We start from the raw sequence: 16,134 nt of genomic DNA, 5'->3' as shown, positions 1-16,134 counted from the left end.
TTCTTTTTTGTAACATTCTATCTTATCGCATAATATTGGATATTCTTTCATAATCCGACTACAAACAAAAATAAACCAAAAAGTCTGTCCCTATTATGCTATATTTAACTCTAGAAGTATTCATCCATCTAATTAATAAATATATCATATTTCACAATAAATGAATACTATCAAAGATTCATCCCCTTTCACTTCATCATTTAGTGTTGCTTAGATTTATCAAAAACAACCAAATTTGTATTAATTTCAAGTATCACCTAGTTACAAAAATTTGGGGTGAACAGAAAAAGCATCCCGTATTTTTGATACGAAATGCTTTCAATAAGTTTAAATAAGTTTTAACGTTTACTAAATTGTGATGCTTTACGAGCTTTTTTCAAGCCTGGTTTGGAAAGTATTGATTTCAGTTGGACTAAAAACAGCGTAATATCAAGGATTTTCTGAACGAAATCTACTTATTCATTTCATAAAATTTGAATCAATATTGTTTTAATAGGGGAATAGTTTAGGTCTGTAAGCATTAAAATAATACACCTAACTTTGGTCACCGTTTTCTAGTTATTCACTCTTTTTTCAGATAGTGTTTTTAAAGTTATGATGTAAAATGCCGCAATCAAAACACTATACATCATAATCGGAGGATAGAGAATTAAGGATAGAATCAATCCCACTCCTTTAATTATTAGGTCAGGTATCAATAACTTTCTATATTGTGCGTTAGCTTCAAGTAATTCTTTCTGATCTATATTGGGTTTATCAATTACTTTATGTAAAAACCAGTTTGCTACCGTTGAAACAATAACGATCAGTCCATAAAAGAGCTGTGCCGTATGATTCATGAAATGACTACTAACTATTCCAGTAGCATAGGACATAAATGAAACAAAAAATAAAAGATACAAATCCTTTCAAATTCCTCCCTTTTCAACTTGGCTAACTTGACCTGCATTACCTAGGTCGCTTTGCTTTAAATTATACTTTTTTCTTAAACATTTGCTACGAGCAGGTCTTTCTTGTGAGTAATTTTCATCAAAAAATTTCATAGATAAGTCCTATATATAATCATGGAAAAGTAGTAAAAATAGTTGTTATCCTAGTTGATTAAAAAAATCTCTGATTTCCTCATCTTTTATAAAATAATATATAATTTTCCCCTCTCTTCTAGTATCCAAGATGTTTTGATTGGCTAGTTTACGAAGATGGTGAGAGGCAGATGCCATACTGAGATTTAGTAAACAGGCTATATCACAGACACAGAGTTCTTCAACAGCAAGGAGATAAAAGATGATATTTATCTGTTTATTATCGGTAAACTTTGATAAAATACGAAGTGATTTTTGGACTTTTTCCTTTTCAAGGTAGTTCGTTGCGGTTGTAACATTTTGTTGATTAATAACATCCACTTGACAGATACTATCTTTTTTCATAATTTTTTCTCCTAGCCTAACACAGCCCATAGCATGTCAAAGCTGTTGTTTTCAATCAGGATATACATCCCCAATCCTAAATAGACAACGGCAATAAACCATCTGCTATATTTTTCCAAAGTTTCTCCAACAGAAGGGACTTGTGCTAATTTTTGGGCAGAAAAAACCAAGAGATAAATCATGACTAGAAAAGTAAGTAAAGTCACTATCAAATTCGCTAAATTTAAGGTGGTAAAATATGGGACAAAGACACCAATATTGTCAGCGCCACAACTTGCAAAAGTAATCATAGCGACTAGAAAAATCAGGTTTTTATTGTCTTTTCGCAAACCATCTTTTGCAATAGCTTCTCCATCAGAATCTCCTAAAAGCAAAACTTTGAGGCCTAGGAAAATTGGAATCAAACCGAGTAAACCTAAAATCTCTTTACTAGGAATATAATTCAAGACAAATGCAAAAAGCAAACTTAGGAATATTAGACTAACAGAGCCTAGAAATTGTCCTAAATAGATGTTAATGATGTCCTTTCTGCTTTTTCTTTTGGCAAAAAATAACATTAGGATAATAAGTAAGTCTACGGCTGTCCCAGAATACAGGATTATTGAAGTAACAACATTTTGAACCATAAAGCACCTCATTCAAATATATTTTTGAATGTATTTTAACATTAAACTTTGTAGATGTCAACTTAAAATCCACCAATTAATAATTGCATGTCAATATTTGTATTGTGAAACTAGTTTCAGAAATATATAGTCTTAAAGTATGTCCACTGCCAATGGTTTTTTCAATATTTAAAAGGAGAGAACCAATTTGGTCCTCTCCAGGGTATAATTTTCCACCAACCCACTACAGTTGACAAAGAGCCGTTATTCTCAAATGAGACAACTCCTTTTAGTTTTTATAACCTCAGCTTCTCGGTCTCTTACCTACTTTTAATAGAAAGACTACGAAGGACGATTCTTAAAGTAGTCAGATTGTGCAATATCGAAAGATTAGATGGGCTTAACCAATTTAACAACCCAAATCCAATTAAACTTCCATTTATTACAACTGTTTCTTGAATATTTCTTTGAATTAATTTCTGCAACGATTCAGATAAAGAATTCAATTCCTCGAAGAAATCTAAACGATTATCTAATAATAAAATATCACTCATCTGCTTAGAAATATCAGCACTTTCATTCATCACAACCCCAATATCTGCAAGCGTCAAGGCAGCAGAGTCGTTTAACCCGTCTCCAACCATCAAAATAGTTCGGCCAGCTTTCTGTAATTCCTGAACCAACTGAAACTTACCATCTGGTTTTAAATCAGTATAAACGTTGTCAAATGGCAGATCTTTAACCAACTCTTCTGTTCTAGCCAACGTATCACCAGTTGCCAGAATCAGTTTTTTCCCTTGGCGCTTTAGCTTTTTCAATGCAACTTTCGCCTCGCTTCTCAAGGGAGTGTGGATACAAAACATCCCAATTAATTCTTTCTTATAAGCCAAAAACAATAAATTGTAATGAGTCTTATATTGCTCAATCAAGGCCAGCTGCTCAGAACTAATTCTTACCTGTTCGTCTTGCATTAGTACATAATTTCCAATGACAACCGATTGACCATCAATTTGCGATTTAATCCCTTTGCTTGCAACATACTGAAGCTTGCCATGCATTTCTTCGTGTTCAATGCCTTCAATTTCAGCTTGTTTAACAATTGCATTGGCAATAGGATGATAGATATGTTCCTCCAAACATGCACTTATTCTTAAAATATCTTTCTCAGTATAATCTCCGAAAGGAAGAACCTTTTCAACCAAAGGATAACTCGTCGTGATGGTACCCGTTTTATCAAACAAGAAAGTATCCACTTCCAGATATTTTTCTAATACATCACCATCTTTAATAACCATTTCTCGATTTAGACCTTCCTTTATGGCCGTAAGGTAGGCTACAGGTGTGGATATTTTTAGAGCACATGAAAAATCCACCAATAAAAAGGAAATGGCTTTTGAAAACGAACCTGTTAACAGATAAGTCAAACCAGCACCTAAGAAGTTATATTTTACAACCTTGTCTGCCATCCTAATAAAATGACGTTGTTTTGTCTTCTTACTCTCTTCAGATTTTTTCATCAGATTGATGAGTTGCAAAATACGACTGTTTATCTGATTATCAGTCACACGAATTCTTAACTCTCCTGTTTCCAAAACAGTATTCGCACATACAGAATCTCCCTCTTTCTTTTCAACAGGGAAGCTCTCTCCAGTCAAGGAACTCTCATTGACCATGCCTAATCCTGAAACCACTTGGCCGTCAAACAAGATTTCATTACCTTGGGAGACAACTAATACATCACCTACTTGAACATCAGAACTCTTGATGCTGATGACCATGTCTCCCCGCACTAAGAAAACATCACTTTCTTTAGCAAGAAGGCTTTGTTCCAAATCTGTTGCTGTTTTTTTTAAAGACCACTGATCCAGATGATTACCCAAATCAAGCATAAACATGATGTTGCTAGCTGTCTTGGATTGGTTCATAAACAAGGACAACAAAATGGCCGAACAGTCCAAGACCTCCATGGTTAGTTCCTTGCGCGCTAAAGTTTGATAGGCTTCTTTGACATAACCCAAAGCCTGATAACAAGTCCAAATATAACGAATAGGGTAGGGTACAAAACTTCGAAACAGCAAACGCTTAATCGCTGCACCCGATACAATTGAATAAGCACTCTCTTCTCTACGAATGGGAAGAGTCATCAAGTCCGAAACTTTCCCCTTGTCAATTTTTTTTAAAAAGGCCTCTGCATTTTCTAATACAGAGAAGCCTTCTTTCATACGTAGAGTAAAGTGCTGCTGATCCATATAAAACTGAATAGAGTCGATCCCTTTTTCATCTTTAGCCAAGGAACGAAGATAATCTTGAATATCCAAGGTCAGTGAAAACGAGGACGATAATCGGATATGTTGATATCCTCTGTGTAGCACTTTAAAAGACATATTATTCACCTGTCAGGCTATCTAATTGTTCTTCTTTCTTTTCCTGTTCGTATAAATATTTAGCGTCTTGTAAAACATCATCACCGTGTTGTTTTACAACAGAAACAGATGCATCCAGTCCATCTTTCAATTTGTAAGCTTTAGCCAAGGCCTTAGAATAGCCTTTCTTAGCTTCTTTACTTGCTAAGACTTTCAAGCCAAGCGTCCCAAATGCTACCCCTCCTAAGAAGAGAGATGATTTTTTCGCAACTTTTGCGACGTTTAATACTTCTTTTAACATGTTTATTTCCTCCTTGTAACTATTGTAGCGAAAAATGACAGCAAAAGCAATTGCTGATATCTGATATATAGATAAAATTCTCTATACTGATATTTAATTATATTATGATGAAAACAATATACTTTATTTTTTGATACTGTAAATAATTATGTGTAAACACTTAAGTAGAGTTACGGAGTGTTAATTAAATAAGCTTTCAAGTGTATCAGAACATTGACCAAACCCTTTATGGATTCGTTGACTTTGCTTGAAATTATAATCTTCAAACAACGTAACTAAGTAACGTTCCAGAGCCTCCTCATTAGGAAAAAGAACCTTCTTTTTCGTTTGATGTTTGATTTCTTTGTTAAGAGACTCAATGAGGTTTGTCGAATACATGCTGTGCCAAATCTGGTAGGGAAACTGATAAAAAGTTAAAAGATTATCCGTCTTCTCCAGACTTTCCATGACTTTCCTATACTTTGGTTTCCATTCGGCGAGAAAGTCCTCTAAAGCTTGTCCTGCCATTTCTAAATTTTCAGCACGATAAATCATTATAAATTGCCCCAGAATAACCGCTCTATCTGCTCGTTTCACTTTACTAGCTAGATTTCGACTAATATGAATTAAGCAACATTGTTGTTTAGCTAATGGGTGAGCCTGACTGATAATCTGCTCAAGCCCCTTAAAGCCATCTGTAACTACAAGAGAAATCTGTTGGATTCCTTGGTTTTGAAGCTTGTCTAACAGGGTGGACCAAGAAGCATTGTTTTCTTGAGGCAACTGTGCATAGCATATCTCTATGCGACTAAAGTCGCTAGAGCTATCCTAATTGCGCACCGCCAGTTCTCATAGAAAAAAACACCTTGCAAGATGCAAAGTGTTTTCGTTTGTATTCTGCTGTCCAGTAACGAATTAACGTTTACTAAATTGTGATGCTTTACGGGCCTTTTTCAAGCCTGGTTTCTTACGTTCAACTTTACGTGAGTCACGTGTAAGAAGTCCTGCGCGTTTCAATGAATCGCGGAAGTCTGGGTCTACTTGAAGAAGGGCACGAGCGATACCGTGACGGATTGCTCCTGCTTGACCAGCGTATCCACCACCTACAACGTTAACGAAAACGTCGTATGAACCTGCAGTTGAAGTAACTGCGAATGGTTGGTTGATTACAAGACGAAGGTCAGCGTGTGGGATGTACTCTTCAACATCTTTTTTGTTAACAGTGATTTTACCAGTTCCTGGAACAAGGCGAACGCGTGCAACAGCGTTTTTACGACGTCCAGTACCTGCATATTGTGCTTGTGACATACTTTATTGTTCCTTTCCTTAGATAAGTCCTGAAATATCAAGAACTTCTGGTTGTTGTGCAGCGTGAGTGTGCTCAGCTCCAACAAATACTTTCAATTTCATACCTTGAGCGCGGCCAAGAGTATTGTGTGGAAGCATACCTTTAACTGATTTCTCGATCAAACGTACTGCATTTTTAGAACGAAGTTCACCAGCAGAGATTGATTTCAATCCACCTGGGTGGTTTGAGTGAGTGTAGTAGATCTTATCAGTTGCTTTTTTACCAGTCAATTTAACTTTTTCAGCATTGATAACGATTACGAAGTCACCTGTATCAGTGTGAGGTGTGAATGTTGGTTTGTTTTTTCCGCGAAGCACGCTAGCAACAACTGCTGAAAGGCGTCCAAGAGGTACATCAGTTGCGTCAACAACGTACCATTTGCGTTCTACTTGGCCTGGTTTAGCCATGAATGTAGTTTTGTTCATGATTTCTCCTATATGAATGTCGTTTTTGTTTACAGGGCGGATGTTCCGGTCCGCGAGTTATTTGAAAGGTTCCGGGGCCTTACAAATGGGGTAAACAATACCGCCTACTATTGTATCAAAATTCTAAGATAAAAGTCAACCGATTTGGAAAATTATTTACGATTTTCTTTTCCAATGACAAATCCGATCAAGGCATTCGGACCGACGTGGGCAGAAATAACCGGGCCAAGGGGCATCACGAGAACTTCATCGATGCCTTCAAGCGCAAGCATTTCTGCCTTCAACGCTTCGGCTCCTTCTAGATCGTTTGTATAAGAGACCAAGGCTGTGCTTTCACCGATATCGGTTTTGATCAACTCCAGTAATTCTCGGACGGCTTTTTTGCGTCCACGGACTTTCGTAATGGGCACTAATTTACCTTCTGCATCAATCCAGAGAATAGGCTTGATGCTTGCTAGACTTCCCATGATCGCAGCACTCTTAGAAAGACGACCGCCCCGCATGAGGTGGTAGAGATCATCGACGAGGAAATAGGTCCGCAGTTTTGGAGCTAGAGCCACGATCTCTTCTTTGGCTTCTGCTAATGAGCGACCCGCATCGCGCGCAGCTACCGCCCGCATGACCAGATAGCCCTCTCCAATCCCAGCAGCCTTCGGATCGACAATCTCAATCACGGCTTCCGGATAGTCTTCTAAAACCAGGTCTCGTGCCATGACTGCACTCTGATAGGTCCCAGATAAGACCGATGAAAAGGCCACATAAAGCAGATCTTTTCCTTCTTTGGCAAATTGTTTAAAGGTCTCCTGGAATTGGCCCACATTGACCTGACTGGTTGTCGGTTTGGCCCCATTTTTCATGGCTTCTAAAAGCTCAGGGCTGGTCAATTGACCTTGTCCTACTGTCTGGTATACTGTTCCCTCTAACTCAATGGTCAAACCGAGAATAGTCACCTGGTGTTCCTTGGCCCAGTTTTGGTCTAAATCGGCGGTCGAATCTGTTAAAACAGCAAATGTCATTTCTTGTCTCCCATCATTTCTTGTAATTGTCGCAATACTTGGTGATCGAGCGGTCGCATGGGTGGTTTTTGATCGTTAACCACTCGCTGCGCCTGATTGAGGTTTCCTTTGACGACTGCGACCCGTTTTTCTAACTCTCTAGCGGATACCCGAAGGGCCCCTTGAGCAAAGACAGTCCATTGTTCATGTAAGTCACTGGTCGCGACGGATACCTGGTGGAGGGGCGTATTGAGCTCTGCCGCCAAACGCTCGATATAGTCATCTGCCGTCTCATCCTCACCGGTAAAGATCACCTGAACATTGAACTCATCGTAGGTCTGCCGCACTCCCGGCATATACTGGGCATCAAAGACACAGATGACTTCGATCCCTTCAAAGCTAGCATAATGGCTCAGTTTTTGCAGGAGGATGTTGCGCGCCGCATCGAGCTCACTTTTTTGAAAGAGCTGGCGGGTCTCCTGCCAGAAGGCAATCATATTGTAGCCGTCAACCAATAAGATTTTTCGTTTCATATCATTGCCTTTCTACTATTTATAGTCGGTTGCGAAAGACCTCATACATGAGGATGGCTGCTGCCACACTGGCATTGAGGCTTTGAACATGGCCATTCATAGGAATGGTGATCATCTCATCGACTTGCTTTTTGATGTTGGCTGAGATCCCTTTTCCTTCATTGCCAATGATCAAGGCTAACTTACCAGCCGTATTCCATTGGTGAGATGGCGTCCCGTTCATGTCAGTCCCAAAGATCCAGAAGCCCTCTTCCTTTAGCTTGTCTAGAGTTTGGCTGAGATTAGTCACACGCGCAATGGGAATGTGCTCCACAGCTCCGGTAGAAGTTTTTGACACCACTGGGGTCACTCCAACCGCTCGGTGCTTAGGAATGATAACTCCTGAGACATTGGTCGCATCAGCTGTCCGCAAGATAGATCCAAGATTGTGCGGATCTGTTAAGCCATCGAGAATTAACAAAAGCGGGTTCTCTTCTTGGGCTGTCTGTTTCAGAATCGCTGCCAAGTCTGTGTAAGCAAAGGCTGCTACACGAAGAACGAAACCTTGGTGAACAGCTCCTTCTGTCATTTCCTGCAGGATTTTCTTCGGCGTCCAAGAAATCGACACCTTCTTTTCGCCTGCTAAGGCCTTGATCTTGTCGACATTTTTCCCTCGGAGATCTTCTTGAATATATAATTTATTGCCTGTGTTGGCTTGTAAAGCCTCGGTGACTGCGTGGACACCATATACGATATCGTTATTTTCCATAGAACTAGTATACCACAAGAAAGGAGGAAGAGGCCAATTCATGATATAATGAAATCAAATCAATCTCAATGAACAAACCGAACTAGAAAGGAAGCCATGCCTCTTTTTCAACGAACCATCAAGCTCACCTTGGCCACCTGTTTAGCAGCTGCCCTTGCTTATGCTCTGGGCTTGACCTATGCCATCTCAGCTGGCGTCATTGCCATATTGAGTATCTCTGATACGCGTCGCAGTACCATCAAGCAGGCCTACCAGCGCTTTATGTCGACCTTGCTGGCCCTTGCTATCGGAAGTCTCGCCTTTTCCTTTTTTGGATTCAACCTTTGGGCACTGGGAGTCTTTATCGCTCTCTATGTTCCTTGCGCCTTTCTATTGGGTTGGCAGATCGGCATCACGCCTAGTACGGTGCTGGTCACCCATCTCTTAATTGAGCAGTCTACTTCCTGGGGACTCTTGCTCAATGAACTTGCCCTCTTTTTAATTGGGACCAGCTTTGCCTTGCTGGCCAATCTCTATATGCCTTCTAATCAGGGAGCGATCGATCACTACCATGATGTTGTTGAAGACCAACTGAAAAAGATCCTTGGTCGTTTTGCGGAATTACTTAGTAAAGGGGATGGTCGCAATGATGCTCGCTTGATCAAGGAGTTGGACAGCATCCTACAGGATGCCTTGAACCTAGTTTATCTGGACCATTCCAACCACCTCTTTCACCAAACCAACTACCATATTCACTACTTCGAAATGCGCAAGCGGCAAAACGATATTCTGCGGGATATGGCAGAAAACGTCAACCGCTGTCAGTTGGCGGCGAGTGAAAGTATGATCCTAGCACAACTATTTAAGAAGACAGCCCAACAGTTAAGTCAGGAAAATCCCGCCCAAGATCTTCTTGATGATATTAGTCAGTATTTAGCGATCTTTCGCGAACGCCCTCTTCCTAAGACCCGTGAAGAATTCGAAACACGCGCCACCTTGCTCCAACTCTTAAGAGACTTAGAAACTTTTATCCAGGTTAAGGTTGATTTTTACCAACAATTCCATGAGGAAACAGAATAGACAAAGAAGCCCTTGCAAGATGCAAAGGCTTTTTTATTCAGGCAGTTGTTGTAAACGCTTTCCTAAAATGGTATACTAGAACTGGAAAATAACTTTTTAAGGAGGGTCTTCTATATGAAGTCTTCGTATAAGAAACATTTGTACACTACAACACTCAGCCTCTCCGCTGCTGTCTTGCTTTCCGTTATCGGTCATGGCCAAGCTTCAGCCGATAGCTTAGAAGCGCCTCAAACGGAACCAAGCACGGTCCTTGAAGCGACACCTACTACTGAGCAACCTGTGACAGCTGATACTGCCAGTCCGGCTACAGCCACAGAAGTAACTCCTGCTAGTCCTGCAGAAAGAGCAGCGACTTCTGATGTGGCTTCTACTACAGAAGTTGCTCCAGCCGCTAGTCCAAGCACTAACCGTGCTACAACAACCGCTGACCAAGCGACTCGATTGGCGGATAGCACCATTTATCTCTCTGAAAAGAGTACGATTGATGACAAAGTCCAAGAAAAAGCTCAAGCTGCTGGCAAGATCAACTGGACCTTAGACAATAAGCCTCTCTCTGAGTGGAAAACTTGGGATATGGAGACAGGAACACTGAGCAAGGATCCATTCCTTACGATCACAGAGACCGCAAACGGCAATGATCTGGATCTCCACATTGACGTGCAGGATCTCTTTGGTGAAGATCTCAGTCTTCGTAGCCCAAATAATATTCGCCGGACTTATCGCAATTACATCGGCAACCATGAGCTAGTCGGAACCAATGCAGACTTAGGGATCACCATCAATAAGACCCTTGTTTTTCGACCTTACCAAGACTACCATACACATGAAGAGATGCTAGCTGCTATCGAAAAATCCAAGGAAGAAGCGAAACCCGATCGTTTGGTGCAGCTGGAAACCCTTGGTAAGAGTGCCCAAGGCCGGGATATGAAGATGGGGATCGTGAGCAAGGACCAAGCTAGCATTGATCACTACCTTTCTAGTACCAACCCTACAGCCTTGACCAAGCCAAGCGAAATGCTGGCAGCTCTGAAGGACAAGACCTTGGATTACAAATTACCTGTCTTAGTCCACAACACCCACGCGGATGAACAACCAGGCATTGATATCATCACAGGCCTCTTCAATACTTTTGCGACCAAGGAAAAGGTGACCTTTAACACCACCGATGAAGCTGGAAATGCTAAAACAGTCACGCTAGATATTCCAACCTTGCTCAATAAATTCATCTTCTTATTTGACTTCACGGAAAACCCAGATGGGGATGCTCTCAATCTGCGGGCCCTAGCAAACGGGCTCGATCCAAACCGGGATGCCAGCTACCAAACCAACCCTGAAGTTCGCACGGTTATCCAAATGATCAACAAATGGAATCCAATCGCTCTCTACGACTTACACGGTTTTGTCAAAGAATTCTTGATCGAACCTGCAACGCCACCACATGATCCGAACTTCGAATACGATCTTCTGTCAGACCTGATGCTAGAAAATGCCCATCATATGGGACGGGCAGGAGTTGCCAATTCTAAATACAATAGTTACATCATTCCAAAACTGGATTGGGGCGATGGCTGGGATGACTCCTTCTCTGGCTATACAGGAGTTTATGCTGTCTACCATGGTATCTTAGGCCATACTATCGAAATTCCAGAAGGAAATGAAGAATCCTACAAAGCAGGTCGCAATGCTGTCCTAGGCGGAATTGACTTCCTCAACCAAGATCCGGACCGTCTCCTTGAGATGCGTCTCAACTTCTACCTGCGCGGTCTCAATAAAACCGAAGATCCAAAAGCTGAAAATGAACTGGTCGGCCCAAATGGAGAAATCGTGGGACGTGTGAAAAACGGTCGTCCGAAATTCTTCCCAGACTACTACGTCATCCCAATGAGCCTCGACAAAGACAACGATGCCCAAGAAGCCTTTAATATGATCGACTACTTCAAACGCAATGGTGTCCTCGTCAAGGAACTCAAAGAAGATATTGGCAACTATAAAAAAGGGGACTTAGTCATTGACATGGCCCAAGCCAAACGTGGCTATGCTAACCACATTCTCTACAAGGGCTCCAACGAATCTGCCTGGGCTGCTATGTACGCAGAGTTGCTGGTCAACTTCCCAGATATGAGAGGGTTCAAGTCCGAACCTGTCTTTGCGGATGGTCTTTTCAACGGAAAATTAGGAGAAGTCACCACCACCCGCGCCACTCGTACCTCTGAGATCGATCCAAAAGCTCCTTACTATGTGATCGCAAACACCTCAGCCAGTGCCGTTAAAGCTGTTAACCAGGCGATTGCACAAGGAAAATCCGTCTACCTAACAGACGATGGCTACATCGTTGACCGCGATACCTTTGCTTCGCTCCTGCCAAACTATGCCATTTATGGGGATGCCCTCTACAAGGTGCCAAGCGGACCAACCTTGAAACCGATGAAGGTCTACTCTCCGAACTACCACTATAATTGGGCTGGAGTAGATGCGCCTGCTCATACTAGTCTGGTCCTTGAAAAATTAGGCTTCCAAATCGTCAATACGCCAGAAGAAGCGGATGTTGTTATTTTGGAAAGCAACCGCTTTGATGCTTCCATTTTTGGCAAGAAACCAACCCTTGTCATTGGTGGGGAAGCCATGCAAAAATTGGAAAAATTGGGAGTTCTTACAGGATTTGACGCTGAAAAATTAAAAGGCGGTAGTGACTACGAAGGCTTGATGAAAGCGATCATTGATGACCAGGATCCATTGACCAGCGGATACAAGAAGAATACCCTCTTCTACTCCAACTCAGGAAACTGGATTGAAAAGGTTCCAGAACATTTCAAGACCTTGATGAGCATCGCTCCGAGCGATTATTATATTGCAGGTTGGTGGCCACATAATGATGTTCTGGCTAACAAAGTCATGGCCATCTCTGGAGAACTGATGGGACAACCACTCTTTGTCTATGCAGGAAATCCAACCAACCGTCAACACCCTGTCCACTTCTTCCGCTGGGTAACCAATGCGATCTTTGGCAGCAAGTTAGCAAGCTTGATGGATTACGTTCCAGCTAAAGAACCAGATCAAGTGGTGGTACCAATTCATAACCAAACAACCAATCCACAGCCAATCTTGGCCAAGAAGGACACTCCTAAAGTGCTCCTTCCACAAAAAGAAATGACAACTAAAGAAGAAAGCGTGCAAGCCTTGACTTACCAAGTAGGACAAAGCTTCCAAGAAAGTCCAGCCAAGGCACAATTGCCACAAACTGGAGAAGACACAACGGCGCACTTCATTCTTTCAGGCTTCTTGCTAGCCGTTAGCGGAGGCTTCCTCCTCTTGAAAAAGAAAGAAGTTGAGTAAGTTCCAGATTTAGACCTGGATGACATGAAAAGAACCTTCGCAGATGCGAAGGTTCTTTTCTATTCTGCCAATTCCAACACAACCGTTTGGTAAGGGGTCAATTCGAGCACTTGGTCTCCTTCTTGGAACAACCCAGCAGTATTATTTAAAACGACCGTTTTAATCGGAGCTGGCAACTCCAAGGTGGCCTGGCGATTTTGGAAATTGCTGACAATCAAGAGACGTTTGTCCCCACGGCGTTCAAAGGCGATGATGTTTTCACGGTCCCGATACGCTGGGATCATATCTCCAAATCGGATAGTATTCCCATAGAGGGGATGTCGATACAAGGCCGTTAACTGCCGATAATAATTCAAGATGGAATTTGGATCCTTTTCCTGGTCTTCCACATTGATGGCAACATTTGGTTTGGGACTGATCAACCAGGCTGGCCCATCACTAAAGCCCAGACCTGGCTCTGCTGACCATTGCATGGGTGTTCGCGCATTGTCCCGGCTGTAGTTGGCAATCGCGGCCAAGGCTTCTTCCTCGCTTAAACCAGCTTCTTTCGCGACGTGGTAGCCATTGATGGTTGCGATATCATCAAAGTCCTCCACCGATTCAAAGACTTGGTTTTCCATCCCAATTTCTTGGCCTTGGTAGATAAAAGGAATTCCCTTACGCAAAACCTGAATAGTTCCCAGAGCTTTTTTACTGGTATCGTTTACTGGACCTTCCGCAATATAATGGGACACCCCACGAGGCTCGTCGTGATTCTCGATAATGGTCGAAAGAACCCCAATGCTATCCGCGCGCTCATGGGCTTGGAAAATACTTTCCTTGAGTTCATCTGCAGTTGGAAGAGCATGGTCGAACCAGCCTTTTCCTTCCTGACCCAGCATGGTTTGTTTGAAGTCAAAGATGGAAGAGAAGACACCATCTTTTCCAATAAAGAAGTGCAACTCTTCATCGGTTTCATTGAAAACTTCCCCTACAGTGAAGGCATTGTACTTGGCGAAAGTTCGCTCCTTTAACTCTCGCAGGAAAGGTTCAATCGGTTGGGCATTGACCAGCGATTCCGGCACTGGAACCAGGCCATTGTCACGATCGGACGGAAGCGAACGCCATTCTAAATCCTTTTTGATATTGATAATGGCGTCAATCCGGAAGCCAGCGATTCCCTTGTCCAACCACCAATTGATCATCTTGTAAATCTCTTCGCGTAAGACAGGATTTTGCCAATTGAGATCCGGCTGATCCTTGTGGAAAGAATGGAGATAGTATTTGTTGGTGCCAGGAACTGGTTCCCAGACACTGCCTCCAAAGTAACTTTCCCAGTTGTTGGGTTCCTTGTCACTTTCGATGAAATAAAAGTAGTCCGCATAAGGTCCATCTGGATCCGCTAAAGCTTTTTGGAACCACTCGTGATGACTGGAGCAGTGGTTAACCACCAGGTCCATAATGATGGAAATGCCCCGCTTCTTGCCTTCCGCGATCAGCTCTTCCATATCTTCCATGGTTCCAAAAATTGGGTCAATGGCATAATAGTTGGAAATATCATAACCCTGGTCAATAAAAGGACTCTTGTAAATAGGAGATAACCAGAGAATATCAATCCCTAAGTCTTGAAGGTAATCTAGTTTCTCCGTGATTCCTTTCAAATCCCCAACACCATCTCCATTGCTGTCTTTGAAGCTTTTGGGGTAGATCTGATAAGCGACCTTTCCCTTCCACCAGTCTTTTTCCATGTTTTGTCTCCTTAAAATGAAAGAGACCGAGACATATCGTCTCAGTCTCTACAGTTTCAGTAGGTATTAGTATACTGTTTTTTCAGTTTCTTTGTCGAAGAAGTGAGCTTTGTTCAAGTCAAATCCAAGTTCGATGGTTTCACCAGTTCCAAGGTAGTCACGTGCATCTACTTTAGCGATGAATTCGTTGTCACCAACTTGGCAGTACAAGTGAGATTCTGAACCAAGCAATTCAGATACAGAGATGGTTGCTTTCACGACTGATTCTGGGAATGTTTCAAGGAAAGCAGCTTCTGTGTTCACGTCTTCTGGACGGATACCAAAGATGATTTCTTTACCATCATAGCCTTTTTCACGAAGAACTTTCAAAGCACCTTCTGGAACTTTCAAATTCAAGCCATTGGCAACGATGTATCCACCTTCCAATTTTACGTTAATGAAGTTCATAGCAGGGCTTCCGATGAATCCAGCTACAAATTTGTTGACTGGGTTTTTGTACACTTCTTGTGGAGTTCCGATTTGTTCTACACGTCCAATTGTACCAGTACCTGCAGGGTTTTTAGTAGCAGACATGATAACGATACGGTCAGCCAATGTCATCGCTTCTGTTTGGTCGTGAGTTACGTAGATCGTTGTAGCTCCGATACGACGGTGGATTTTCGCGATTTCAGCACGCATGGATACACGAAGTTTAGCATCCAAGTTTGACAAAGGTTCGTCCATCAAGAATACTTTTGCATCACGGACGATGGCACGTCCCATGGCTACACGTTGACGTTGACCACCAGAAAGGTCAGCTGGTTTACGATCCAAGAATTCTTTCAAGCCAAGGATTTCAGCTGCTTCTTGTACACGTTTGTCGATATCTTCCTTGCTGTATTTACGCAATTTCAAACCAAAGGCCATGTTATCGTACACAGTCATGTGTGGGTAAAGAGCGTAGTTTTGGAATACCATGGCGATATCACGGTCTTTAGGTGCCACGTTGTTTACAACAGTACCATCGATTGAACATTCACCTTCTGTGATGTCTTCAAGACCAGCGATCATACGAAGAGTCGTTGATTTACCACATCCTGAAGGACCTACGAAAACGATAAATTCTTTGTCTTTGATGTCCAAGTTGAAGTCTTCAACTGAGTAATGTTCGCTGTTTGGATATTTTTTGTAAATATTTTTAAGATTCAATTCTACCATGATGGTACTCCTTTGATTTTTATAGTTCTATTGTAAATGAAAACGTTTTACATTTCTATGGCAAGTCTCACAAAAAAGAAAAAGAGTTTTGTGC

At 41.8% G+C, this 16,134-nt stretch carries 15 protein-coding genes and 1 pseudogene; 2 read left to right on the top strand and 14 right to left on the bottom strand.

All coding sequences use genetic code 11. The features are described 5' to 3' along the window. Positions 1-554: 554 nt before the first annotated feature. The 12 genes and pseudogenes from ACESR9_RS09275 to rlmB all read right to left on the bottom strand — a co-directional run bounded on the left by ACESR9_RS09275 (position 555) and on the right by rlmB (position 8,724). Positions 555-839, bottom strand: coding sequence for a hypothetical protein (locus ACESR9_RS09275; protein ID WP_227038813.1), 285 nt, complete (start codon positions 837-839; stop codon positions 555-557). 69 nt (positions 840-908) lie between these two features. Next, complete coding sequence (locus ACESR9_RS09270; RefSeq protein WP_003004655.1) at positions 909-1,043, bottom strand: hypothetical protein; 135 nt, start codon at positions 1,041-1,043, stop codon at positions 909-911. A gap of 45 nt (positions 1,044-1,088) precedes the next feature. Continuing rightward, positions 1,089-1,427 carry a Cd(II)/Zn(II)-sensing metalloregulatory transcriptional regulator CadX gene (gene cadX / locus ACESR9_RS09265; protein ID WP_000711078.1) on the bottom strand — a complete coding sequence of 113 codons (339 nt, stop codon included), beginning with the start codon at positions 1,425-1,427 and terminating at the stop codon, positions 1,089-1,091. 11 nt (positions 1,428-1,438) lie between these two features. After that, positions 1,439-2,053 carry a CadD family cadmium resistance transporter gene (locus ACESR9_RS09260; RefSeq protein ID WP_045759101.1) on the bottom strand — a complete coding sequence of 205 codons (615 nt, stop codon included), beginning with the start codon at positions 2,051-2,053 and terminating at the stop codon, positions 1,439-1,441. A gap of 299 nt (positions 2,054-2,352) precedes the next feature. Further along, a complete protein-coding gene (locus tag ACESR9_RS09255) occupies positions 2,353-4,416 on the bottom strand; it encodes a heavy metal translocating P-type ATPase (RefSeq protein WP_002893754.1) in 2,064 nt (687 codons plus the stop codon). 1 nt (position 4,417) lies between these two features. After that, positions 4,418-4,696: a DUF6110 family protein gene (locus tag ACESR9_RS09250; RefSeq protein WP_002893755.1), complete on the bottom strand. Its 279-nt coding sequence runs from the start codon at positions 4,694-4,696 to the stop codon at positions 4,418-4,420. A gap of 180 nt (positions 4,697-4,876) precedes the next feature. Beyond that, positions 4,877-5,467, bottom strand: a pseudogene (locus tag ACESR9_RS09245) (IS256 family transposase); the annotation flags it as partial. 123 nt (positions 5,468-5,590) lie between these two features. Further along, positions 5,591-5,983 (bottom strand): 30S ribosomal protein S9, encoded by a 393-nt coding sequence (gene rpsI / locus ACESR9_RS09240; RefSeq protein ID WP_002893764.1) that lies wholly within the window; start codon positions 5,981-5,983, stop codon positions 5,591-5,593. An 18-nt stretch (positions 5,984-6,001) separates the two neighbouring features. Then, positions 6,002-6,448 (bottom strand): 50S ribosomal protein L13, encoded by a 447-nt coding sequence (rplM, locus tag ACESR9_RS09235; protein WP_002876943.1) that lies wholly within the window; start codon positions 6,446-6,448, stop codon positions 6,002-6,004. 152 nt (positions 6,449-6,600) lie between these two features. Beyond that, the gene (locus ACESR9_RS09230; protein ID WP_373106356.1) at positions 6,601-7,464 is read right to left on the bottom strand and encodes a DegV family protein; all 864 of its coding nucleotides are present in this window, start codon (positions 7,462-7,464) and stop codon (positions 6,601-6,603) included. After that, positions 7,461-7,976, bottom strand: a complete 516-nt coding sequence (locus ACESR9_RS09225; protein ID WP_373106355.1) for an NYN domain-containing protein — start codon at positions 7,974-7,976, stop codon at positions 7,461-7,463. Before ACESR9_RS09225 ends, ACESR9_RS09230 begins: the two co-directional genes overlap by 4 nt. A 19-nt stretch (positions 7,977-7,995) precedes the next feature. Beyond that, positions 7,996-8,724: a 23S rRNA (guanosine(2251)-2'-O)-methyltransferase RlmB gene (gene rlmB / locus ACESR9_RS09220; RefSeq protein ID WP_373106354.1), complete on the bottom strand. Its 729-nt coding sequence runs from the start codon at positions 8,722-8,724 to the stop codon at positions 7,996-7,998. A gap of 96 nt (positions 8,725-8,820) precedes the next feature. Here rlmB and ACESR9_RS09215 point away from each other — a divergent pair, with 96 nt between their 5' ends. After that, positions 8,821-9,783, top strand: a complete 963-nt coding sequence (locus ACESR9_RS09215; RefSeq protein ID WP_373106353.1) for an aromatic acid exporter family protein — start codon at positions 8,821-8,823, stop codon at positions 9,781-9,783. A 114-nt stretch (positions 9,784-9,897) separates the two neighbouring features. Next, positions 9,898-13,116, top strand: coding sequence for an LPXTG-anchored zinc carboxypeptidase (locus ACESR9_RS09210; RefSeq protein ID WP_373106352.1), 3,219 nt, complete (start codon positions 9,898-9,900; stop codon positions 13,114-13,116). A gap of 59 nt (positions 13,117-13,175) precedes the next feature. Here the strand turns inward: ACESR9_RS09210 and ACESR9_RS09205 are convergent, their stop codons facing one another. Both ACESR9_RS09205 and ACESR9_RS09200 read right to left on the bottom strand, forming a co-directional pair. Beyond that, a complete protein-coding gene (locus ACESR9_RS09205) occupies positions 13,176-14,843 on the bottom strand; it encodes an alpha-glucosidase (RefSeq protein WP_373106351.1) in 1,668 nt (555 codons plus the stop codon). A 66-nt stretch (positions 14,844-14,909) separates the two neighbouring features. Beyond that, a complete protein-coding gene (locus ACESR9_RS09200) occupies positions 14,910-16,040 on the bottom strand; it encodes an ABC transporter ATP-binding protein (RefSeq protein WP_031576152.1) in 1,131 nt (376 codons plus the stop codon). Positions 16,041-16,134 lie beyond the last annotated feature (94 nt).

It is taken from the genome of Streptococcus parasanguinis (genome assembly GCF_964238605.1).
GTDB classification, from domain to species: domain Bacteria; phylum Bacillota; class Bacilli; order Lactobacillales; family Streptococcaceae; genus Streptococcus; species Streptococcus parasanguinis_AJ.
This window is presented reverse-complemented; position numbering and strand designations above follow the sequence as displayed.